This window comes from Rhodococcus sp. NPDC060176 (assembly GCF_042728675.1).
GTDB lineage: Bacteria > Actinomycetota > Actinomycetes > Mycobacteriales > Mycobacteriaceae > Rhodococcus_F.
Genome location: NZ_JBHWYS010000002.1, coordinates 506,263 through 527,166, shown reverse-complemented (window position 1 = coordinate 527,166; position 20,904 = coordinate 506,263). Strand labels below are relative to the sequence as shown.

At 61.6% G+C, this 20,904-nt stretch carries 20 protein-coding genes; 7 read left to right on the top strand and 13 right to left on the bottom strand.

Annotated features, from left to right (window positions below):
* The first annotated feature begins 170 nt into the window (after positions 1–170).
* A complete protein-coding gene (locus tag ACFWEM_RS10790) occupies positions 171–869 on the top strand; it encodes a LysM peptidoglycan-binding domain-containing protein (RefSeq protein ID WP_378533425.1) in 699 nt (232 codons plus the stop codon).
* Between the two features lie 195 nt (positions 870–1,064).
* Positions 1,065–1,562, top strand: a complete 498-nt coding sequence (gene nrdR / locus ACFWEM_RS10785; RefSeq protein WP_378533423.1) for a transcriptional regulator NrdR — start codon at positions 1,065–1,067, stop codon at positions 1,560–1,562.
* 294 nt (positions 1,563–1,856) lie between these two features.
* On the opposite strand, the gene hrpA is transcribed toward nrdR, so the two are convergent.
* On the bottom strand, positions 1,857–5,762 hold the full coding sequence (gene hrpA, locus ACFWEM_RS10780; RefSeq protein WP_378533421.1) for an ATP-dependent RNA helicase HrpA: 3,906 nt from the start codon (positions 5,760–5,762) through the stop codon (positions 1,857–1,859).
* Between the two features lie 101 nt (positions 5,763–5,863).
* Between hrpA and ACFWEM_RS10775 the strand changes: the two genes are divergently transcribed.
* The gene (locus ACFWEM_RS10775) at positions 5,864–6,493 is read left to right on the top strand and encodes a Pr6Pr family membrane protein (protein WP_378533419.1); all 630 of its coding nucleotides are present in this window, start codon (positions 5,864–5,866) and stop codon (positions 6,491–6,493) included.
* Here the strand turns inward: ACFWEM_RS10775 and ACFWEM_RS10770 are convergent.
* Positions 6,464–6,781 carry a DUF2322 family protein gene (locus ACFWEM_RS10770; protein ID WP_378533417.1) on the bottom strand — a complete coding sequence of 106 codons (318 nt, stop codon included), beginning with the start codon at positions 6,779–6,781 and terminating at the stop codon, positions 6,464–6,466. The two genes, ACFWEM_RS10775 and ACFWEM_RS10770, sit on opposite strands and share 30 nt — an antisense overlap.
* A 129-nt stretch (positions 6,782–6,910) precedes the next feature.
* On the opposite strand from ACFWEM_RS10770, the gene ACFWEM_RS10765 reads away from it, so the two are divergent.
* Positions 6,911–8,137 carry an aspartate aminotransferase family protein gene (locus ACFWEM_RS10765; protein WP_378533415.1) on the top strand — a complete coding sequence of 409 codons (1,227 nt, stop codon included), beginning with the start codon at positions 6,911–6,913 and terminating at the stop codon, positions 8,135–8,137.
* 2 nt (positions 8,138–8,139) lie between these two features.
* Here the strand turns inward: ACFWEM_RS10765 and ACFWEM_RS10760 are convergent, their stop codons facing one another.
* Positions 8,140–8,406: a hypothetical protein gene (locus tag ACFWEM_RS10760; protein WP_378445797.1), complete on the bottom strand. Its 267-nt coding sequence runs from the start codon at positions 8,404–8,406 to the stop codon at positions 8,140–8,142.
* Between the two features lie 17 nt (positions 8,407–8,423).
* Between ACFWEM_RS10760 and ACFWEM_RS10755 the strand changes: the two genes are divergently transcribed.
* A complete protein-coding gene (locus ACFWEM_RS10755; RefSeq protein WP_378533413.1) occupies positions 8,424–9,122 on the top strand; it encodes a hypothetical protein in 699 nt (232 codons plus the stop codon).
* Here the strand turns inward: ACFWEM_RS10755 and ACFWEM_RS10750 are convergent.
* The 3 genes from ACFWEM_RS10750 to ACFWEM_RS10740 form a co-directional block, all read right to left on the bottom strand.
* Positions 9,108–9,788: a PhzF family phenazine biosynthesis protein gene (locus ACFWEM_RS10750; protein WP_378533411.1), complete on the bottom strand. Its 681-nt coding sequence runs from the start codon at positions 9,786–9,788 to the stop codon at positions 9,108–9,110. The two genes, ACFWEM_RS10755 and ACFWEM_RS10750, sit on opposite strands and share 15 nt — an antisense overlap.
* Before the next feature lie 79 nt (positions 9,789–9,867).
* Positions 9,868–10,407, bottom strand: a complete 540-nt coding sequence (locus ACFWEM_RS10745) for a carboxymuconolactone decarboxylase family protein (RefSeq protein ID WP_003942122.1) — start codon at positions 10,405–10,407, stop codon at positions 9,868–9,870.
* Between the two features lie 2 nt (positions 10,408–10,409).
* A complete protein-coding gene (locus ACFWEM_RS10740; protein ID WP_003942119.1) occupies positions 10,410–10,997 on the bottom strand; it encodes a peroxiredoxin in 588 nt (195 codons plus the stop codon).
* 228 nt (positions 10,998–11,225) lie between these two features.
* Between ACFWEM_RS10740 and ACFWEM_RS10735 the strand changes: the two genes are divergently transcribed.
* Positions 11,226–12,185: a hydrogen peroxide-inducible genes activator gene (locus tag ACFWEM_RS10735; RefSeq protein WP_378533410.1), complete on the top strand. Its 960-nt coding sequence runs from the start codon at positions 11,226–11,228 to the stop codon at positions 12,183–12,185.
* Between the two features lie 49 nt (positions 12,186–12,234).
* Here the strand turns inward: ACFWEM_RS10735 and ACFWEM_RS10730 are convergent, their stop codons facing one another.
* Entirely contained in the window at positions 12,235–13,077 is an 843-nt protein-coding gene (locus ACFWEM_RS10730) for an NAD-dependent epimerase/dehydratase family protein (RefSeq protein ID WP_378533408.1), read from the bottom strand.
* Between the two features lie 86 nt (positions 13,078–13,163).
* On the opposite strand from ACFWEM_RS10730, the gene ACFWEM_RS10725 reads away from it, so the two are divergent.
* Positions 13,164–13,808 carry a ScbR family autoregulator-binding transcription factor gene (locus ACFWEM_RS10725; RefSeq protein WP_378446112.1) on the top strand — a complete coding sequence of 215 codons (645 nt, stop codon included), beginning with the start codon at positions 13,164–13,166 and terminating at the stop codon, positions 13,806–13,808.
* A gap of 41 nt (positions 13,809–13,849) precedes the next feature.
* Here the strand turns inward: ACFWEM_RS10725 and ACFWEM_RS10720 are convergent, their stop codons facing one another.
* The 6 genes from ACFWEM_RS10720 to ACFWEM_RS10695 all read right to left on the bottom strand — a co-directional run bounded on the left by ACFWEM_RS10720 (position 13,850) and on the right by ACFWEM_RS10695 (position 20,785).
* The gene (locus ACFWEM_RS10720) at positions 13,850–14,734 is read right to left on the bottom strand and encodes a ScbA/BarX family gamma-butyrolactone biosynthesis protein (RefSeq protein WP_378533405.1); all 885 of its coding nucleotides are present in this window, start codon (positions 14,732–14,734) and stop codon (positions 13,850–13,852) included.
* A gap of 181 nt (positions 14,735–14,915) precedes the next feature.
* Positions 14,916–15,575, bottom strand: a complete 660-nt coding sequence (locus ACFWEM_RS10715; RefSeq protein WP_378533403.1) for a response regulator transcription factor — start codon at positions 15,573–15,575, stop codon at positions 14,916–14,918.
* Between the two features lie 273 nt (positions 15,576–15,848).
* A complete protein-coding gene (locus tag ACFWEM_RS10710) occupies positions 15,849–17,234 on the bottom strand; it encodes an FAD-binding oxidoreductase (RefSeq protein WP_378533401.1) in 1,386 nt (461 codons plus the stop codon).
* 77 nt (positions 17,235–17,311) lie between these two features.
* Entirely contained in the window at positions 17,312–17,956 is a 645-nt protein-coding gene (locus ACFWEM_RS10705; protein ID WP_378533399.1) for a hypothetical protein, read from the bottom strand.
* A gap of 163 nt (positions 17,957–18,119) precedes the next feature.
* Positions 18,120–20,480, bottom strand: coding sequence for a hypothetical protein (locus ACFWEM_RS10700; protein WP_378533397.1), 2,361 nt, complete (start codon positions 20,478–20,480; stop codon positions 18,120–18,122).
* Entirely contained in the window at positions 20,477–20,785 is a 309-nt protein-coding gene (locus tag ACFWEM_RS10695) for a hypothetical protein (protein ID WP_378533395.1), read from the bottom strand. Before ACFWEM_RS10695 ends, ACFWEM_RS10700 begins: the two co-directional genes overlap by 4 nt.
* Positions 20,786–20,904: the final 119 nt, after the last annotated feature.

The window sequence follows — 20,904 nt, the reverse complement described above, 5'->3', positions numbered from 1 at the left end:
CGGTGCCCCCTGCCAACATTCGAGCTGTCGACAAACACGGAGGCTTTCGCAATTCCCGCTGTGTGGTCTGACACGAATCTAGCCGGATTTGCTCGCGTTTTCAAACATCTGTTCGATTCGTGTCGTTCGAAGTAGAGACATTGTCGGCCAAGCGTGGTAGAAATTCGAACATGCGTTCCATCGAACGCATGATCGAACACATCGATCGGTGTCGACCAGCGGAGGTCACGATGGGTAACGCAGCAGTTAAGGGCAACAGGGTTTTCGACGATGGGATCGGTTTCGACGGCACGTCGGCGTTGAAGTATCACCCGTCGTTCTACGGGCCCGATGCTGATGACGCGGCTTTCGAAAGGCGCGGCACCGCCGAAATGCGGGGTGTGCCCAGGCATGTCGAAGACGAACCGCGGGTGGCCGTTGTTCGTCGTTTCCCCGTCACAGGCGGAACGTCAGGTTCGCGTTCGTTGCGTGAATCTCCTCGCCGATGGGACAGCGAGCAAGATTCGTCACGCCCGTACGGAGGCAGTTTCGCGCACCGAAACAGGGTCGGTGTCTCGCGGGTCGAACACGAAGTGCAGGCCGAGGACGTCAGTTGGAAGACGATGTTCCTGGGCGCCGTGTTCACTGCGATGGCCGTTTTGGCGCTGGTCGGGATCGGCGCTTTGTCCAGTGGTGATGTTGCTGCGACAAACGGAGCGACCGATGTGGTTCGCGTCGCTGCGGGTGAATCCCTCAGTGATATTGCTGCCAAGGTTGCGCCTGGCCAGGCTGTCGGCTCCGTGATCGAGCAGATCATGGATCTCAACGCGATGTCGAGTTCCGGACTGGCCGTGGGGCAGACGCTGATCGTGCCGGCCTCGGGTCGCTGACCCATACCCGTAGCAGGCGGGAGCGTACCGAGCGTGAGAGCAGTCCGTTCGCAGCGAGTAAGCTGTCCAGTTGACAGTCCCACCACCTCGGGTGGTCGCGTTGAGTACGTGGATCTGCTCTGTAAATCGTCGGAGGATTTGCAGTCGGTAGCGAATCTGAGTTGCGGCCATTTCGGCGACAACGAAGGAACCCCGATGCATTGCCCGTTCTGCCGGCACCCTGATTCCCGAGTGGTCGATTCGCGCGAGGCCGACGAGGGCCAGGCGATCAGGCGGCGCCGTTCGTGCCCCGAGTGTGGACGTCGATTCACCACGGTCGAGACGGCGGTTCTTTCGGTCGTGAAGCGTAGCGGCGTGACGGAGCCGTTCAGTCGGGAAAAGGTTGTCAAAGGTGTGCGGCGCGCATGCCAGGGTCGCCAAGTGGACAACGATTCGCTGAATTTGCTGGCGCAGCAGGTGGAAGACGCCGTGCGTGCTTCGGGTTCTGCCGAAATCCCCAGCAACGAGGTAGGCCTCGCGATTCTCGATCCGCTTCGAAATCTCGACGAGGTTGCGTACCTACGGTTCGCATCGGTGTACAAATCCTTCAGCTCTGCCGCGGATTTCGAACGTGAGATCACGGACATGCGCGAGCATGCCGAGACCTGTGCCGCCGACAAGGCTCCCGGTGCCGAGGCCGTTTCCGTCGATTGAGGTCTTCGCCTTAGGTAACGCTGAGAGCACAAAGCGGTATTAGATAACGCTGAGAACACAAAGCGAACAAACGAACAAATCGGGCATGTTATTCGCTTAATGTCTACCGGGTACGTTCGTCCGCATCTCGGATCTTTACGGAGGCGTTATGAACTTAGTTGCAGTCCTCGGAGTCGTGAACAGCCTGGTGACCCTCGGGTTCGCCAATACTGTTGCCACCTTTGGTGGTTTCCTCACCAACGTCAACATTCAGACAATCTACTGATCGCGCAATCTCACCGATCACGCTGAGCATCATCGCTTGATCGCTTCGATAGCTTTCAGGACTCGCTTTTCGGAAATCGGTGTGGGTGTACCGAGGGACTGCGCAAACAGGCTCACGCGCAGTTCCTCGATCATCCAGCTGATCGCGTCGACATCTCGAGCAGTGCGACGCTCTTCGGGCAACGAACCCAACAACCGGTCGTACGCTGCGTACACCCGGTCGAGGACATCCATCGCCTGCTGATCTCGTTGTGCGCTTGCAGGGAGAGCTTCGAGTCGGAATTTTGCTGCGGCAAGATATCGCGGCAAATCGCGTAGGCGTGCTGAGCCCAATTCCGCGACGAATCCCGGAAACAGCAGTGAGGTCAACTGTTCTCGGACGTCGTCGGCTGCCTCGCCGCGGGAGCGGTCGAGGACGACGCTCAGTTGGTGTGCTTGTTCGAGGATCGGGACAATCATGCGCAGGATCGCGGAGACGCGTCCGGCCAGTTCGGAGCGTGCGATCTTCACCAGGGCTTCGAACGCCTCAGGTGTGCGGACCGGGCCACCGTGGGCCGCAATCACTTCGTTGGCAGCTGCCACTCGGCAATCGTCGACGAGGGCCTCCAATCCGCCGTCTGGATTCTGGCCGAGCGCCAGACGCTGAGTGTTCGACAAGCCGGCGGTCACTGCCTTGAGTTGGGTGGGAACGGCCGCCAGAAGGAGCGCTCGCGTTCCCTCCCTCATCGCCTGCGCCTGCGCAGCCGGCGTACTCAGGACACGGACGGCTACTCCGCCGTTTTCCGGCACCAGCGCTGGGTAGCCCGTCACCTGCTGTCCACCGATGGAACGGGTGATGGTCGGCTCCAATGCGCCGAGTGTCTCGGACGTCCAGACGGCAGCGGCTGCTCGTTCGGTTCCGGTGGCCGCCTTGGCCACTTCCTTCTGCACGCGCGGTGCGAGCGTGCGTCGTAGCTGCGCCAGATCCTTGCCCTTCGCGAGGACCTTGCCTGATTCGTCCTCGACGACAAACGTCATCTTGAGGTGATCGGGCAGCGCGGCCGGATCGAAGTCCTTGGCGCCGATCTGAATTCCGCCCAAATGCGAGAGTTCGCGGGCCATTGCGGTCATCAACGGCTCGGATCGAGGTTTGACTGCTGCCAACGCTGCGGCGGCGTAGTCGGGTGCCGGCACGACGGCGCGTCGAATGTTCTTGGGCAGCGTCTTGATCAGAGCAGTAACCAGATCGACGCGCATACCGGGGACCAACCAGTCGAAGCCGACCGGCTGAAGCTGCGCAAGTAGGCCGACCGGGATGTGTGCACTGACGCCGTCGTCGTCCTTGCCCGGCTCGAATTGGTAAGTCAGCGGGAACTGCATGTCGCCCTGGCGCCAGGCGTCCGGGTACTCCCCACCCAGTACGGCAGCCGCGTCGGAGTTGACCACGGTTTCCGGGGTGAAGGTCAGCAGACTCGGATTCTTGCGCCGCTCGGACTTCCACCACTGGTCGAAATGCTTGGCGGATACGGCTTCCTGGCCGATGCGTTCGTCGTAGAACTCGTAGAGCGTCTCGTCGTCGACGAGGATGTCGCGGCGGCGCGCACGGTTCTCGAGCTCCTCGACGTTGTCGAGGAGTGCGCGGTTCTCGTGGAAGAACTTGTGGTTCGTCTGCCACTCGCCCTGCACGAGCGCATGGCGGATGAAGAGCTCGCGTGAGGCCTCGGGATCGATTCGCGAATACGTCACTGCGCGGCCGGTCACCAGCGGAACGCCGTAGAGAGTGACCCGCTCGTATGCCATCGCGGAGCCGCGCTTGGAGGACCAGTGCGGTTCGGAATAGGTGCGTTTCACCAGGTGCGGGGCGAGCTTTTCGGCCCATTCCGGTTCGATACGCGCGGACATGCGCGCCCACAGCCTCGACGTTTCCACGAGTTCGGCGGCCATGACCCAGCGTGGTGGCTTCTTGAACAATCCGGATCCGGGGAAGATCGCGAAGTGGCTGCCCCTGGCGCCGAGATAGTCCCGCTTCTCACCTTCGCGCAACCCGATGTGCGAGAGCAATCCGGCGAGCAGTGACTGATGGATTGCGTTCTCGCTTGCGGGGGTGTCGCCCACGGTCCAGCCCAGACCGCGGGTGATCTGCCGGAGCTGCCCGTGCAGATCCTGCCATTCGCGGATACGGAGCCAGTGCAGGAACTCGTTCCGGCACATCTTGCGAAACTGGTTGGAGGACAGATCGTTACGCTGTTCACGTAAGTAGTCCCACAGTTTCAGGTAGGCCAGGAAGTCGGAGTTCTCGACGTTGAAGCGGGCGTGCTTTTCGTCGGCGGCCTGCTGGAACTCGGCGGGCCGCTCGCGAACGTCCTGGATGGACAACGCCGCGACGATGACAAGGGTTTCGTGAAGGCACCCGTTGTTCTTGGCTTCCACCAGCATTCGTGCCATTCGCGGATCTACCGGAATCTGGGCCAATTCGCGGCCGACCGGCGTCAGTTCGGGGTGGCTGGCCTCGGAACCTCGCGCGATGGCGCCGAGTTCTTCGAGGAGTCCGATTCCGTCCTTGACGGCGCGCTGGTCCGGCGGCTCGACGAAGGGGAAGGCAGCGATGTCGCCCAGACCGAGGGCCGTCATCTGCAAGATGACCGATGCGAGATTGGTCCGCAGGATCTCCGGCTCGGTGAACGCCGGCCGTGACTCGAAGTCCTCCTCGGAGTACAGACGGATGCAGATTCCTTCGGCGACGCGGCCGCAACGTCCGGAACGCTGACGAGCTGACGCCTGCGAAATGGGCTCGATCGGCAATCGTTGAACCTTGGTGCGCACCGAATATCGAGAGATGCGCGCGGTTCCCGGATCGACGACGTAGCGAATGCCGGGCACGGTCAGTGAGGTCTCTGCCACGTTGGTGGCAAGGACGACGCGTCGGCCGGTGTGCGGCGAGAACACCTTGTGTTGCTCGGCAGCAGACAACCGCGCGTACAGCGGGACGATTTCGGTGTTGCGAAGACGCCGGTCACGCAAAGCATCTGCGGTGTCGCGAATTTCGCGTTCGCCGGAGAGGAAGACCAAGATGTCGCCTTCGCCCTCCGAACTCAGTTCGTCGACAGCCTCACAGACCGCGTCGACGGGATCGCGGTCGAAGGTGATGTCGCCGGATTCGACGGTCAGTGGCCGGTAACGCATCTCGACGGGGAAGGTTCGCCCGGAGACCTCGACGATCGGCGCAAGCTTACCGTCGACGGCGAAGTGCTTGGCGAAGCGTTCGGGATCGATGGTCGCCGACGTGATGATGACTTTGAGATCGGGTCGGCGGGGGAGCAGCTGAGCCAGGTAACCGAGGATGAAGTCGATGTTGAGGCTGCGTTCGTGCGCTTCGTCGATGATCAGCGTGTCGTAGCGTCGGAGCATGCGGTCGCGCTGAATCTCGGCGAGGAGAATGCCGTCGGTCATGAGCTTGACATAGGTGCGGTCCGACACCTGGTCGGTGAATCGCACCGTGTATCCGACGGCGTCGCCCAGTTCGGTGTCGAGTTCTTCGGCGATACGTTCGGCCACGGTGCGTGCGGCCAACCGGCGAGGCTGCGTGTGTCCGATCAAGCCGCGGACGCCGCGTCCGAGTTCGAGACAGATCTTGGGGATCTGAGTTGTCTTACCGGAGCCGGTCTCGCCGGCGACGATGACAACTTGATTCTCCGAGATCGCGGTGGCTATATCGTCTTTGCGCTGACTGACGGGCAGTGCTTCGGGGTACGAGATCGCGGGGACGTTCGCGGCGCGGTTCGTCAATCGAGTGCGTGCGGCATTTATTTCTTCGGCCAGCGCCACCAGAGCGTCGGGTGTGCGGGCACGGTCGAGTTTGCGACGGAGTCGACTCTCGTCGCGGAGTGAGACCTGCGCCAGTGCGCTCTTCAGGTCACTCCGCTTGGGGGAGAGCGGGGCCGGTGGTGTTGTAGACATGCTGATGACAGCCTATCGAACGCATTGACAACTACCGCTCGCAGATCGTGCTGATGTGCAAATATCGACCAGTGACGACAAATACCGCAAATGAGTCATCGGTGCCTGTCTTGTCGACGCCGATCGCCGTGCGAGTCCTGAGACTGTTGTTCGCGGTGTTCGGACTCGCCGCGTTGCTGTGGATCCCGATCCGCGACGCGGCTGATCTGTCTCTGTCGAACTATCTGAGCTACTTCACCATCGAGAGCAACATTCTTGCGGTGATGGTGTTGCTGGTCGGTGCAATTCGAGATCCACAATCGCAGGCGTGGCAGTCGATCCGAGGGGCGGTGACGCTGTACATGGTGATCACCGGGATCATCTACGCCGTGCTCCTGGCCGATATCGACGTCAATTTGAACGATGCCTGGATCAACTCGGCACTGCATCGGATTCTTCCCCTGGTCATGCTTCTCGACTGGGTGTTCTTCGCTTCGAGGCACAGGATCTCCGAAGCCCGCTCACTGCAGTGGCTGCTGTTTCCGGTGATCTACGCGGTGTACACGTTGATTCGAGGGCCGATCGTCGACTGGTATCCGTATCCGTTCATGGATCCTCGCCACCAGGGCTATCTGGCCCTGTTCATCGGATTCGTCGTACTGGGCATCGCGATGGCCCTGATGGCGTTGGCAGTCAATGCCGTCGGACGGTTGGGCGCCGGGCTACGGGGCCGGAACGCCTCGCAGTCCTAGCCCGTTTCCGGTGGAGATCACCTGATCGAGTCGGTCGATGTTCGGGTGCTTCCCGGGGTTCGCTCGCGCGTCCTCGGTGTGTTCGGCGAAGATCGTCAATCCTGCCGAGGCGGCTTCGGGTGTCAGCGCGCCGTAGACCGCAGCGAGATGGTTGTACACCTTGACCGAGCCGGACTTTCCGGGCTTGTTCTCCACGGTGTCGATGACGTTTCCGTCGGCGTCGAGTACCTCGATGGCGGCCAGATGATCGATGGCGGGCAGTGCTGCAAGATTGTCGGCAAAAGTCATGGTCGACAGATTACGTGTGCGCCCGTGAAAGCCGGTGCCGGGCGAGCGCCGTCGTGCGCGGATTTCCGGTGTCGATATAGTCGCAGCACATCGTTTGCACACCAGCATCGTTTGTATTCGAAGGGGACAATGATGGCTTCGGCATTGTGGCACGGGTTCGCGGACATGGGCGCTGTGGAGAAGAACGGCGCGTTTGTCGTCTCACGCGGTGAGGGCGCGTACATCTGGGATTCCGAGGGCACGCGGTATCTTGATGCGACGGCGGGCCTGTGGTTCACCAATGTCGGGCACGGGCGCACCGAGATCGCGGATGCGGTGGCGGCTCAGTTGTCGAAGATCGCTCATTTCTCCAACTTCGGTGATTTTGTTCCCGAGACCACGCAGGTGTTGGCGGAGCGTCTGGCGGCCATCGCGCCGGTTGCCGGGAGCAAGATCTTCTTCACTTCGGGTGGTTCGGATTCGGTGGACACTGCGGCGAAGCTGGCTCGCCGGTACTGGCACGAGGTGGGGCAGCCGGAGAAGGCGATCATCGTCGGTCGTCAGAAGGCGTATCACGGAATGCATGTTGCGGGAACGGCTTTGGCTGGTATTCCGGTGAACCGTGAGGGTTACGGCGAGCTGATGGCGGATGCGGCGACCGTCGGCTGGGACGATGCGAAGAGCCTGCTCGAGTTGATCGAGAAGATCGGTGCGAACAAGATCGCTGCGTTCTTCGCGGAGCCGATCATCGGTGCGGGTGGGGTGTATCTGCCGCCGGAGGGGTATCTGGCCGAGGTGCGTGACATCTGCCGTGAGCACGACATCCTCTTTGTCGTCGACGAGGTCGTGACCGGTTTCGGCCGGATCGGTGGTGAGTGGTTCGCGTCCACCCGTTTCGATTTGCAGCCTGACATGATGACCACGGCAAAGGGTTTGACGTCGGGTTACGTGCCGATGGGTGCGGTGTTCATCGCGCCGCGGGTGGCGGAGCCGTTCTATGCCGGTTCGTGGTGGCGCCATGGGTACACGTACGGCGGGCATGCCGGTGCTGCTGCGGCGGCGATGGCGAACCTCGACATTCTCGAGCGTGAGAATCTGCTCGCGGAGTCGAAGCGTTTGGAGGCGTCGTTGCATACGCATCTGCAGCCGTTGGCGGAGCATCCGCGGGTGGCGGAGGTTCGTAGTGGGCTCGGCGCGGTCGCGGCTGTGCAGTTGGCTGATCCGGCGGAGGCATTGCCGTTCGTGAAGACGCTTCGTGAGCATGGTATTTCGGGTCGCGCTGCGGGGCAGGGTGCGATGCAGATTTCGCCGACGTTTGTGATGACCGACGATCAGGTCGCGGAGATGGCAGCGGGGATCCTCGCAGCCCTCGGCTGATGTCAGCTGCGGCGCCGAAAGAGTTTCTCGATTCGGCGCCGCACTGCGTTGGGCGCAGGTTCCAGTTCCAGAACCTCTTGCTCCGACTGCTTGGCGTATGCCTGGGTGTAGCGCTCGTGTAGCACCGAGCGAATCTCGTCCGGAGAGTAGGCCCGACGCTGGCGTTCGCCGCGCGCAACGAGGACCCCGGTTGCGGCAATGCCCATGGCACCGGCGAGGCCGACCAGTTTCCATACGTGCGAGGCGCGCAGAGGAGTCGTGAGTTTCATCCCTCTACGCTAGAGGCATGGACCGACGATTGCTTTCGCAGGTGAGTCTCGACGAGGCCGCCGCCGCGACCCGCACGGGTGACATCTGGATCTTCCGCGGAGAGTCGACGGCCGATCGAGCCATCCAGACGCTGACCAACAGCCCGGTCAATCACGTGGGAATGTCGGTGGTGATCGACGACCTCCCGCCGCTGATGTGGCATGCGGAACTCGGTCATTCGCTGCAGGACATGTGGACCGGACGCTTCCAGCGTGGTGTCCAACTGCACGATCTGAGATCGGCGGTTCAGGTGTGGGGCGCCAAGTACGGGCAGCGCGGATGGTTGCGCCAGCTCGACCACGAGATCAGCCGTGAGCAGGAAGACGCTCTGCTGAAGACGATCGCGCGACTGGACGGCACGCCGTTCCCGTCCACGGCCAAGCTCGCCTCACGCTGGTTCGGAGGCCGGATCCCGAAGCTGCGCAAGAAGTCCGACGTCTCTGCGGTGGCCGTCGAAAGCGCTTACTGCGCCGAAGTTGTTGCCAAAACCTATGAGGCGATGGGTCTGCTTGTCGGTAATCGTCGTATCAACTGGTTCGATCCGGGCAAGTTCTGGAGCGGCGATCAACTGCCGCTTGCACCCGGAGTTGCCCTCGGCGACGAGATCTCGGTGTCGCTCAGCGCAGGCGATCTCGAAGCCGGACGTAATCCGGCCGGGTACTCACAAGGTTCGTGACGGCTCGGCAACCACACGTCCGCCGACTTCGAGCCACCCTTCCGGGGAGAACGTGGTGTGCAGTACCGATCCGCGTCCCTGGGTGATGAGGAGCGATTTCCTCAGTCGGTCCGTGATGCGCAACGCTGCCGATCCGGTTGCCTCGTCCTCGGCGATTCCCATCACGGGTGCGAACATACGTGCGCGGATCGCAGCTTCGAGCTTGTCCTGCCAGGCCCACAGATACGAATGATCCGCCTCGTAGTCGGACGGATCGGCGCCGATGACCTCGTCGACCGTGTCCATCGGGTAGATCGCGAATTCCGGTGCCCATTCGGCACGGGCGCGTACCCACGTGAGAGCGCCGGATTGGCGGACGTCGACCCTGCCGGCTGGAACGTCGAGGGCGCTCACGCGACGGCCCTGCTCGCTCAGCCACCACGTCGCCCCAACGGTGGGGTGCCCGGCGAAGGGGAGTTCTGCTGCCGGAGTGAAGATCTGAGCCCGGGCACGCGAGGCGCCGTCTTCCGGGACGTCGATGAAGATGGTCTCGCTGTAGTCGAGTTCCTTCGTAACGGCTTGTCGATCCGATTCTGCAACCGTGGATGCGTCGACGATTCCCAGCGGATTGCCGTGCTTGCCGTTTTCGTCCGCGAAGACCCGGACCACACTCACCTCGATACCCATCGGTCCACCCTAGCGCGCGAAAAGCCCTCCCCACCGTCATGGTGGGGAGGGCTCGTCGAACTGCAGTCAGGTACGAGGATCAGACCTGTGCGGCAGAGAGGATTTCGTTGGCTTCGACGGCCTGTGCGACGCCCGCGACGATGGAACCGGCGCGGATTGCTTCGAAGATGACCTCGCGGTCGACACCTTCCTGGCGGAGGGTGTTCTCGTGAGCTTCGAGGCAGTGGTTGCAGCCGTTGATCGCGGACACTGCAAGCGACCACAATTCGAAGTCGGCCTTGTCGACGCCCGGGTTGCCGATGATGTTCATCCGCAGGCCGGCACGAAGATCGTCGTACTTACCGTCGAGGTAGCCCTTGGTGCGGTAGAAGACGTTGTTCATGCCCATGATCGACGCTGCGCCGAGAGCGGCGTTGTACGCCTCTGCCGACAGGTTGTCGGCAGCCTCGGATGCAATCTCCTTGAGCGTGGACGCAGACTTGGTGGCTGCGGCCGTTGCGAGGAGTGTTCCCCACAACTGCTGCTCGTTCAGGACCGTCGTGCGCGCAATGGAACTCAGGTTGAGCTTGAGGTCCTTCGCGTACTCGGGAAGCGAGTTCTTGAGGTTCTCGACGCTCATACTCAGACGCTCGCAGTCAGGAGCTCGCCGGCGTTGATGGTCGGGTCGCCCTTCTTCCAGTTGCATGCGCACAGCTCGTCGCTCTGGAGAGCGTCGAGGACGCGGAGAACCTCGTCGACGTTACGGCCGACGGAACCGGCTGTGACGGAGACGAACTGGATCTCGTTGTTGGGGTCGACGATGAACGTCGCGCGGTCTGCAACGCCGTCAGCGTTGAGGACGCCGGTGGCCTCGGCAAGCTCGCGCTTGAGGTCCGAGAGCATCGGGAAGGGGAGGGTCTTGAGCTCCTCGTGCTGTGCGCGCCACTGGAAGTGCACGAACTCGTTGTCGACGGAAGCGCCGAGGACCTGAGCGTCACGGTCTGCGAACTCTTCGTTGAGCTTGCCGAATGCAGCAATCTCGGTGGGGCACACGAAGGTGAAGTCCTTGGGCCAGAAGAAGACGATGCGCCACTTGCCTGCGTAGTCGTCACTGGTGACGGTGGTGAAGTAGTCATCGGGCTGCTGGGCATCGACCTTGGACAGGTCGCCGCCGATGACAGCCGTGAGGTTGTAAGCGGGGAACTGGTCGCCGATTGTGAGCAGAGCCATGTGTCTCATTCTCCTACGTGTCTCGTGAACAGGAATTTCTTCGCAAACGATCTGGCTGTTCGGATTGTGACGGCCGAACGTGCTGGATCGAGAGGGTTTGTCACCGTCAGCGGGTCGGACGGTTTCGACTGAAATGTCGAGGTTGTGACCGGCGCTTTTTGGTATGAGTCCATTCTGCATCAAACCGTTCAAAAGGTAAAGGTGATGGGTGGCACTACACTGATAGGCATGTCTGATCAGACTTATCAACCTTCCTTGTCACAGCTGCGTGCCTTTGTGTCGGTGGCGGAGTATCGGCACTTCGGTACTGCCGCAGCACGTTCCGGTGTGAGCCAACCCACACTGTCGCAGGCGCTGGCGGCTCTCGAGGCGGGGTTGGGAGTCAAACTGATCGAGCGCAGTACCCGACGCGTGCTCGTGACCGCGGACGGCCAGCGCCTACTCGGTCAGGCCAAGCAGATTCTCGAAGCTGCCGATGGATTTGTCGCGAGCGCCGCCGGCTCCGGCGACTCTCTGACCGGTCCGCTACGCATCGGGCTGATCCCCACCGTTGCGCCCTACATCCTTCCGGGGTTGCTGCCCGAGCTACGCGAGAAGTTGCCGTCGTTGGCGCCGCAAATAGTCGAGGATCAAACGGCGCGCTTGCTTGATGCACTGCGATCGGGAGCGCTCGATGTCGCTGTGTTGGCGTTACCCGCCGGAACACCCGGCCTGGTGGAAGTTCCTGTGTACGAAGAGGATTTTGTGATGGTCGTGCCGAACGATCATTCCTTGGCCGGACGCGTCGATCTCACGGCGGACGTGCTCGACGCGCTGCCGTTGCTCTTGCTCGACGACGGCCACTGCCTGCGTGATCAGACGTTGGATCTGTGCCGTTCCGTGGACGCTCATCCTCTTGCCGGTGACACGCGGGCGACCTCCCTCGCAACGGTCGTGCAGTGTGTGGCCGGGGGACTCGGGGTGACTTTGGTCCCGGAATCTGCTGTTACAGTGGAGGTTCGACGCGGGGATTTGTCGACGGCGCGCTTCGCGTCGCCGGCTCCAGGTCGCACGATCGGCGTCGTGTTCCGCTCTTCGAGTGGTCGAGCGGAAGGATTCCGCCAGCTGGCTGAGCTGGTGAAATCTGTTGCGCCGGGTCAGAAGTGCCTCGATCGCACCGCGAGTGTCGCCGGGGCAGATTCTGTTTGATCCAGTCGGATCGATATTTTCCAGGTTGGGCTCCGGAGACGCCGCAGGATCAATACAGCCTCGACCGGAACCAGTGATCGAGGCTGATCATGTCTATCTGGTGCATGTCGAGACCCAGCTGGGCAGCTGCGTTCACTGCGTCGGCGCGGGGGATAGAGTTCTGAGGCAGAGTCCAGTTGGTCTCCCGCGCATGGTGCTCGAGAACGTCGATGACTGTACGTGGGGCAGGTTCGTTGACGTGAAGTGTTGAGCCGTAGCGAAATTGCTGTTCTGTCGACAGTGCGTGGATAGATCGCGCGAGTAGGTCTACGTCGACTACTGACAGGACCGCATTACCGTCGTCGATGATCGAGTCGAGTCGAGAGACAATTCGCGTCAGAGTCGGCAGAAACCATCTGTCACCGGTTCCGTACACGAGGTGGGGCCGGATGACCAGGCCTCCGGCGTCGCGCACGAACTTCTCGGCGAGAGCGCGCGTGCGACTGGCAGGTGAGTGTGGTTCGAGAGGTGTGCCGTCGACCGGCAAGTCTCGAAAGGGGCCTGGCCCGTACACGGCCGCGGTGCTGACGTAGAGCAACCGTTCGACGCCGACGGCGGCGGCGACCGACGCAACGTTCCGTATGCCGTGTTGGTTGACGTGAACGCACTGTTGTTCGTCGTCGCCCACGTACGACACGCAACAGATGACGGTAGACGCCTGACTCATCGCACCTCGTAGAGAAGCGCTGTCGTTGATGTCGCCGATCGCGGCGGCAATACCGTGGCGGCTGAGTTGTTCGGCTGCGTTCTCCGTGCGAACGAAACCGATTGCAGCGTTCCCGTCCCGGGAAATTAGCTGGTTCATCACCGCCGAGCCGATGAAACCAGTGGCCCCGAGTACCAAAGTCGTCACGGTGTGTCCGTGTCGAGAGCGTTGCTGCCGGGCCTTTCGACGTATCGTTGAGATACATTCCGTTGGCAACGAGAGCTGGGTTGATCATGCAGGAGCGTGCGGTCCTCACGCGCCAGGCCGTAATTTTGGGTGCTGCGAAGAGCTTCGAGAAGTTCGGGTACTCCGCCAGTCTGGGCACGATCTTGCAGCATGGGGGTGTGTCCAAGGGCGCGATGTATTTTCATTTCGCGTCGAAGGAGGAGCTTGCGCACGCGGTCATCGCTGCCCAGCACGGTATGGCGATGGAGGGTACCCGGCGGGTTGCTGCGCATTCCGACATCGCGGTCGAAACCTTGGTGCTCGTCTCGCAGGAGATGGCTCGGCAGCTTGTGACCGAGCCCATCGCGCGAGGTGGCATGCGTTTGACGATGGAGATCGGCAGTATTCAGGGTCCCATCGAACAGCCGTACCTCGACTGGATCGAGGCTATCAAGCAGGTGGCAACCCAAGCGGCCGAAGCCGGCGATATCGTCCCGGGCACCGACATCGACGCGTTGGCTCGGTTTGTCGTGGGATCGTTCACGGGAGTGCAGATTCTCTCGGAAATGCTGACGGGCCGAACCGACCTGTACGAGCGGTTGAGTCAGATGTGGAACTTGGTGTTGCCAACTATCGTCCGCGAGGACAAGTTGGCGCATGTCATGCAACTGGCGTCGCTTGCACCGAGAGAGTGGGAAGCTCCGAGCGTGTGACGTGGACGACGCGACGAAAAGAACGTGTTCACCCTCTCTCATCATTGGTTCGCAACTGTAAGTTTAAGTTCCGCGGTGGTTTCCCGTTCTTGAGTGAACCGAACGCGGTGCACATGGCCTGAGGTGTCGAGGGGGGTCGTTGACACCTCGCACGGCGTTTCCCATTCGGTGAACCTTGGAAAGACCGCCGAGAGTGAGGCGATACTTGTTGCTGGGTTGCCGATGCGGTATCGCACGGCTTGTCGAGCGGCCTCGAAAAGAATCATTCCTGGGATGTGGTCGACGGGGTGGTCGAAAAGGGAGTGGTTGCGCGGATCTGGAGCGCAGAACATCGTGTGCCGAGCAGGATCAGTGCTGATGAGCACATCTCCATCGGTTAAGCGTCCGACTCGGTCCGATCCGACCACCGCGGTTCCGGTGGGAAGGATGCGTTGGCTTTGGCGGTGATCTTCGCGTCCCCGCCGAATTCGGCGGTATCCCTCGGGGCTGACTCCTCGCGCGACAGCGTTGCACTTGGCGACGTGCCGAGCGCCTTCTCGGAGGATTCCGGATACATCGACGCCCGAGACCGCTCCGTCGCGGTGGGTGAGGTTGTCCACTGTCATCGAGAAACTCAACGGCTCCGCTACTGGTTGCACGTCGAGTGCATCCAACATCTCGAAGCGGAATGTTTCCATGAGGAACTTGTAGTGCAGTGGAATGTCGTATCGGGTGTGGCAGAGAAGCACCACTGCCTGTCGAAATGCTTCTGCCACCCCGAGCGGATCGTGTTGCTCGCTCGATGCGTCGAATATCCGGTGCGAGACCGGGAGTTGAACAGCAACCTGGTACCCCGAGTTCGATTCGGGGCGGTAGTCCGTCAAGAAAACCTCGGCAACAGCATGTCTGTGGACGAGATGGCGCGGCACTGTGCGTGTGTATTCCATTGATTGAATGCACCTTTCGATGTTCACTCGAGGCTTCGGTGTCGTGGTGGACCTAATGTTCGACGTTCGGGGACGTCGTCGAATCGTCAAAATTGACGATCTTTGCGAAGGTCGAACTCGATCGGGGTGAGCGTCCGTCTCAATGAGCGCCCGTCTCGATGAGTGGCTGGGGCACTTCCTGCTAGAAGCGTCCGATCCGAAGTTCCAGTGGTGGTCTGCGTGCGTCGTGACCGGAGCGGTGGAGCATCCCGCAGGCCTCTATCTGGGAGTGCGCCCCCAGCTTCTGCAAGATGCTTCGGATGTGGGCGCGAACCGTGGTCGGGGCAATGTGGGCGGTTCGGGCAATCGAGTCGACATTCGAACCGCCGTGGAGGAGTCCCACGATTTCGAACTCGCGATCGGTGAGACTGCCGATTCGTGCGGTTTCTTCGGTGCGCAACCGGATGCGTTGTACGAGAGCGGACTTGTCGTGTGCAGTCTGAGTGGAATTGGTGTCGAGAGCGGCCTGCAGCTCATCGAGCAGCGATGCGAACGGTAGTTGAGAGTTGAGCGCGGTGTGGGCGCCCGCCGCGAGCCCCCGAACCATGGAGTGGCCGCCACGGAGATCACCGACCAGGATCGATCCCTCGAGTGCGGCGAGCTCCTTCACCTGCCAATCGACGCCCCCGAATGGTAGGAGAACAAGCGCTCTACCGTGATCGCTGGTGTGGTGCTCTAGCAGACTCATGTCTGCGGTGTGTGGCCCGTAATCAGCCCTGGCGCTGATCCCGGCAGCGATTGCTTCGGCGAACCCTCGATCGCTATGAGTGGTGTACACGGTGACTGTGTTGGTGTGCGTCATAGCGACTACACCACCGGTGGAAGTACAGTCCGCTCCGCTCTCGTCACGGCGCAACCAAAACTGTTGGTTTCAGCGTGGTTTCGTCGGCGGGCTACCCCTGCGCGACGCCGGTAACAGCGATATCGGATGTGCCCGTCCGCCCAGAGAAACTTGCGCGTTCGACGGAGTGCCGGCCTGGGCCTTGGGCGGATTTCACGAGTCGTTGCACCACAGGGCTTCTGAGTCGCGGCGAATTGATTCCGCGGCGTCCCGGAAGTTGGAATCGAGGAGTTGTTACTTTGCGGCGATCACTGCTCCGGGATTGAGTATTCCCAGCGGGTCGAGGGCATCCTTGACCTTGCGATTGAGGGCCATGACGTCTTCACCCAACTGGGACGGCAGCCAGTCGCGCTTGAGCCGGCCGACCCCGTGTTCGCCGGTGATCGTGCCACCGAGGGCAATGGCGAGATCCATCACCCGTCCGAAAGCGATCTGTGCGCGTTCGGTCATATCCGGGTCAGCGGGGTCGAACACGATGAGCGGGTGTGTGTTTCCGTCCCCGGCATGCGCGACCGTGCAGATCAGGACGTCGAGGTCGTCGGCGATGGCTTCGACGCCGGTCACCAACTGGGGGAGTGCGCGCATGGGAACGCCCACATCTTCGAGAAGCAGACTCCCCATCGCGAGCACTGCGGGGAACACAGCTCGCCGAGCCGCCGCAAACGCGTCACCTTCGGCTTGGTCGTCGGTCGCGAATACCTCGGTGGCTCCGTTGTTTTCGCATGCCTGAACGATGGTCTCGATTTCCAGCACGCCTGCCGCACCAGGTGCGTCGGACTGCGCGAGCAGCAATGCGTGAGCCTTGCGGTTCAGACCCATGCGTACCGAATCCTCGACGGCATTGATGCTGGCATGATCCATGAACTCGAGCATCGCCGGACGCATGTTGCTGGTGATCGCCAAGACCGCGTCGGCAGCTTCCTGCACGGAGTCGAACGAGGCCACGACGGTCGATGCGGGCGGCTGTGCCGGAATCAGACGCAACGTGATTTCCGTGATGATGCCGAGAGTGCCCTCACTGCCCACGAACAGTTTGGTGAGTGAGAGTCCGGCAACGTCTTTGAGAAGTGGGCCACCGAGGCTGACCGCTGTCCCGTCTGCCAGGACGACCCGAAGTCCGAGAACGTAGTCGGTGGTAACTCCGTACTTGACGCAGCAGAGCCCACCGGCGTTGGTAGCTGCATTGCCCCCGATGGAACAGATTTCGAAGGATGACGGGTCGGGTGGGTACCAGAGTCCGTGCTCGGCGGCGGCTCTCTTGACCTCGGCGTTCATCAAGCCGGGCTGAGTAACCGCCACCCGGGCGACCGGGTCGATCGTGATCTTTCGCATTCGCTCGGTGCTGACCACGATGCAACCGTCGACGGCGCTGGATCCACCGGACAGGCCCGAGCCTGCGCCTCTGGGAACCACCGGAACGCGGTGGGCGGTTGCCCATCGCATCACGGTTTGGATGTCTTCGGTGCACGTTGCGCGAACCACGGCAGCGGGGTGGCCCGCGGCCGGGTCGGCGGCCCAGTCCTGGCGGTAGCCCGCGGTCACGTCCGGATCCAGCAGGACGGCTCCCTCGGGGAGCGCTGCTACAAGTTCGTCCATGGCGTGGGAATTTTCAACCGTCATCACTCCATCATGCGTCCCGCAGCGCCGCTGAGGTCCTGACTTGGTCAGATTTGGGCGCGGCTCTGTTGCCCTGGCCCCTACCGGGCCGCACCTTCTGGCCAGCCGGGGTAGTTGGGGAGGACGAGGGGTGGGGTGAAGTCGGTGCTCATCCGGAGTCGATTCCCGTCGTGACGCGATTTGAACCAGTCAGAGCAAGTCTCCTGTTGCACACGGTCGCTGGTGGAGCTGGTGAATTTGTCGACGATCCAGCCGCCGAAGACGTCCCCTTCCGGTGCATTCCGGGTCCCTTCGAATCGAGGGTAGGGGGTAGCCGTAGAAGCGGTGTTGTGCATCCAGATCTCGTAACTACTGCTCGGGAGTCGCGACGAATCCGGTTTGCGGCCGTCGTAATCGGTATCGTAGGCGTCGGAGCAGGCGTAAGCGACGACGGTCGAATCGCCAGGGTATCCGGCGGGAATTGTTTGAATACTCAAGATCCGGTTGATGCTGGTGCCTCGGTAGACGCGTGGTGGTGTGTCTGCGGGTTCTCCGTAGCGGCGATCGCTCGAGACCGTTCCGCGAGTGTTCGCAGTGATTCTCGAGAACCCGTGGTAGGCGTCGCTGCGATCGCCACTACTGTCAACGATGTAGTCGGATTCTATGAATGCTCGGATTATGGTGGCCTCTTCGCTGAAGAGGTCGATGCCGGGGTCTGCGAGCCATTGGTTGTGATAGTCGGTCATGTAGCTCGGTAGTACATAGACGTTTGACGCGGCGGGCGTGGTTGTGGCGCTGATGTTTTCGGTTGAGTTGGGTGCCGCGCAACCCGCGATACATGATCCCATGCTGAATGCCAGTGCAAGAGCGGTTGCGGCGCGGTGGTTTCGCCTTGTAAACGCAGGAAATCTATCCGACATCGTCGAGTCCGTCTCTCATGTTGGTCATGAACGTATCGCGATTGAATCCCCGAAATGTCAAATAGTCCTGCAGCGTACTGTCGAATTTGCCGTTTAGACCCAGGGTCTCCAGATCGACTGGTCTGAGGGATTCGCTCGGATCGCCATTGACTCGAAAACCGTTCAGTTGCTCGAAGTCTTCTCTTCCGTAGGCGTTGTCGAGTGCCTGAACCAATCGGTAATCGAGAAGGGTCGTCGAAGCCGAACTCTGGTCTGTGAAGTTGAGTTGTGCCGGAGGAACTTCGACCGGGGAGCCCAGGACGTGATCTTTGAGTTCGACTCCCAGCATGCTGAATGCAACGCTGGTGGGTGGTCCGAAGCCTGGGATCATGGCGGCACCGCCGGAAATCAGCCAACCGAGTTCGTCGTATGTTTTCCCACGTCTGCTGATGATGTCCTGTTGCGCCGCCGCAGCGTCACCGGTTCGGTTGAGGGCTTCTTCCTCGAGAGCACCATCCATCAGTGCCTGGACGCGTCCCGCATATATTGCATATTGCGAAGAACCCGCGGCGATGTCTCCGCTCATACTGGTTTCGACGAAGGTCCCTTGGAGTTGGCCCGCGGCTCCGAGCATGTTCGCATTGAAACGTGCGGCTGCGTGGGGGTCGCTGTCGATGATCGCGATCACCGATTTTGCATTGGCGAATCTGTCGTCGTAGGCATCGAGATTTTCGAAACCGAGGGTACCGGTTTGATCGGGTTCCAATCCGACGAGATTCCCGATGTACGGGGTCACCGCGGAACCGATGGATTGCGTCAACGCGGGATTCACTTCTCCGACGGATCTGTTGTCCAGGCCGGCGATGTCGAGGTAGGCACCTTTGTTGTCGGCGAGATTGTGGGCGAGTGCAAGGGCAGAGGCGCCGGCCCGTTCGGCAACAGCTGGGTTGGAGTTGGTGGCGTCGGACCCGATCCAATCGGTGAGGCCGCTGACGGCTCGTCCGTCTTCGTTCCATTCGCGGGTGAACAGATTCACCACGTCGTCCTGATGAGCGGGGGTGGTGAGGAAGTCGGCGTTCGAAGGTATGTCCCGAGTGGCAACGTCGAGGGCTTTGGTGAGGCTGGAGTCGAGCTCATCGTTGCTGACGGGCCGGCCGTCGTCGTCGAAGACCAATCGCATCGGGGCGCTCGATGAAGTTTGCGATTGGAGAGAGGCGAGATCTGCGCTGCGATCGAGCAGTGCAGAACTCAAAGCGCTGCCGGATTGTGTCGCCGGGTCTGCATTTCGAAGTATGTCCGTGAAGGCATTCGAATCGTCGAAATGGTTGACGTTCACGGTGGTGGAGTACCCGCCGGGTTGGAGTTGCGAGCTGTACGCGGGGTCGCTGAAGATTTTGCGGACGTCTGGCGGAAGGTTGTCGAGGCTGCCCCCGTTGCCGATGTTGCCGTTGCCGTCGGTGACGTTGGGATTGGAGACGATGAACATGCCCGAGGCGAGAGCGCTGGTGATTCGCGCGTCGGCGGGGACATTCGCATCGGGGAAGTTGACCGTGCGGAATCCTTCGGCTCCTGCACCGATATTCTTCAGCTCGTCGAGGTCGGTATCGGCGTAGAACTCACGTAGGTAGGCGAGTTGTTCCGGGTCGACGACCACGGGCCCGCCGGCAGCAAGTTGCGCTTGTTGTTCCGGAGTGAAGGTCGTCGCGGCGATCAACCGTTGCTTGGCCGCCTCGCTCTCGGGTGTTGCGCCTGGGGACTGCGCGAGAATGTCGGAGTCGTGGGCTCCCTGACCATCGAACCGAACGTGATGTGAAGGAGTGGTCGACGCTGCATCGGGGATCCCGAAATCGGCCTTGCGGTCGATGAGCGAGGTGCCTGCGGCGGTGATCTCCGTGAGGATTCTGGCGGCGCTCGCGTCGGTCTCGTCGACGTCCGTGAGTGCCGTGCCGATGCGCCACGAGTGATATTCGAGGCGGGCTTCTACCTTGCGCGGATCCGTGCTCGCCAGAGTTGCGGGCGTCGCGGTGACGGAATCGTCGTCAGAGACGGTGAAACCGTCGGCGCTCGCGTCGTCGACGCGGCTGACCAGTGTTTCGCGGGCGTACCGGAGGTTTGCCGATTGCGCTGCGACACAGCGCCCGGCGTCTCCGACTATCGCGACGGCGTCTTGCCCGAAGGCATGCTGCTGCGTTGCCGAATCCCACGCTGCGGTCGCCGCGCTGCCGCTCCAATTGCTGGTTGCGGTGTCCATGATTCGGTGCGCGATGTCGACGTTGCTGTCGAATACGTCATGCCCGCGGCCCAGGGAGCCGGCATAGTTGTCGAGGGCGTCCAGATTCCAGGATCGGATCTGCGAGATCGACAGTGTCATCGCACGTCTCCCGAATCCTCGATCCGTGCGCCGTTGGCGATGTCGACCCGGGCGAACTCTCGTGCGGAGTTTTCCAGTTTCGTGCGGGTAGCAGTGATCCCCGCTCCGATTGCGCGGCCGAGTTCGTCGACGGTGACGACGTTGTCGGCTATGGCTGCAGCGAACGCCGACCCGGCGGCTCCGGCCGATGCGGCGGTAGCGGCCTCCGAAGCCGAGAATCCACCGAGTTCCTCGGCAGGTGCCGTCAGCCCCTCCGCAGCACTTGCCAATTCGGCTGGATCAGCTGAAAAAGTATCCACACCCATGAACGAATCCCCCCGAATTCATCTGCGAGTTCACAGTGAATCGAGGATAGAGCATGCCAGATGACCCGACCTCGAGGGGTGCGTCATCGTCCTCGCGGTCGAGGGGGTTCTGTGAAAGC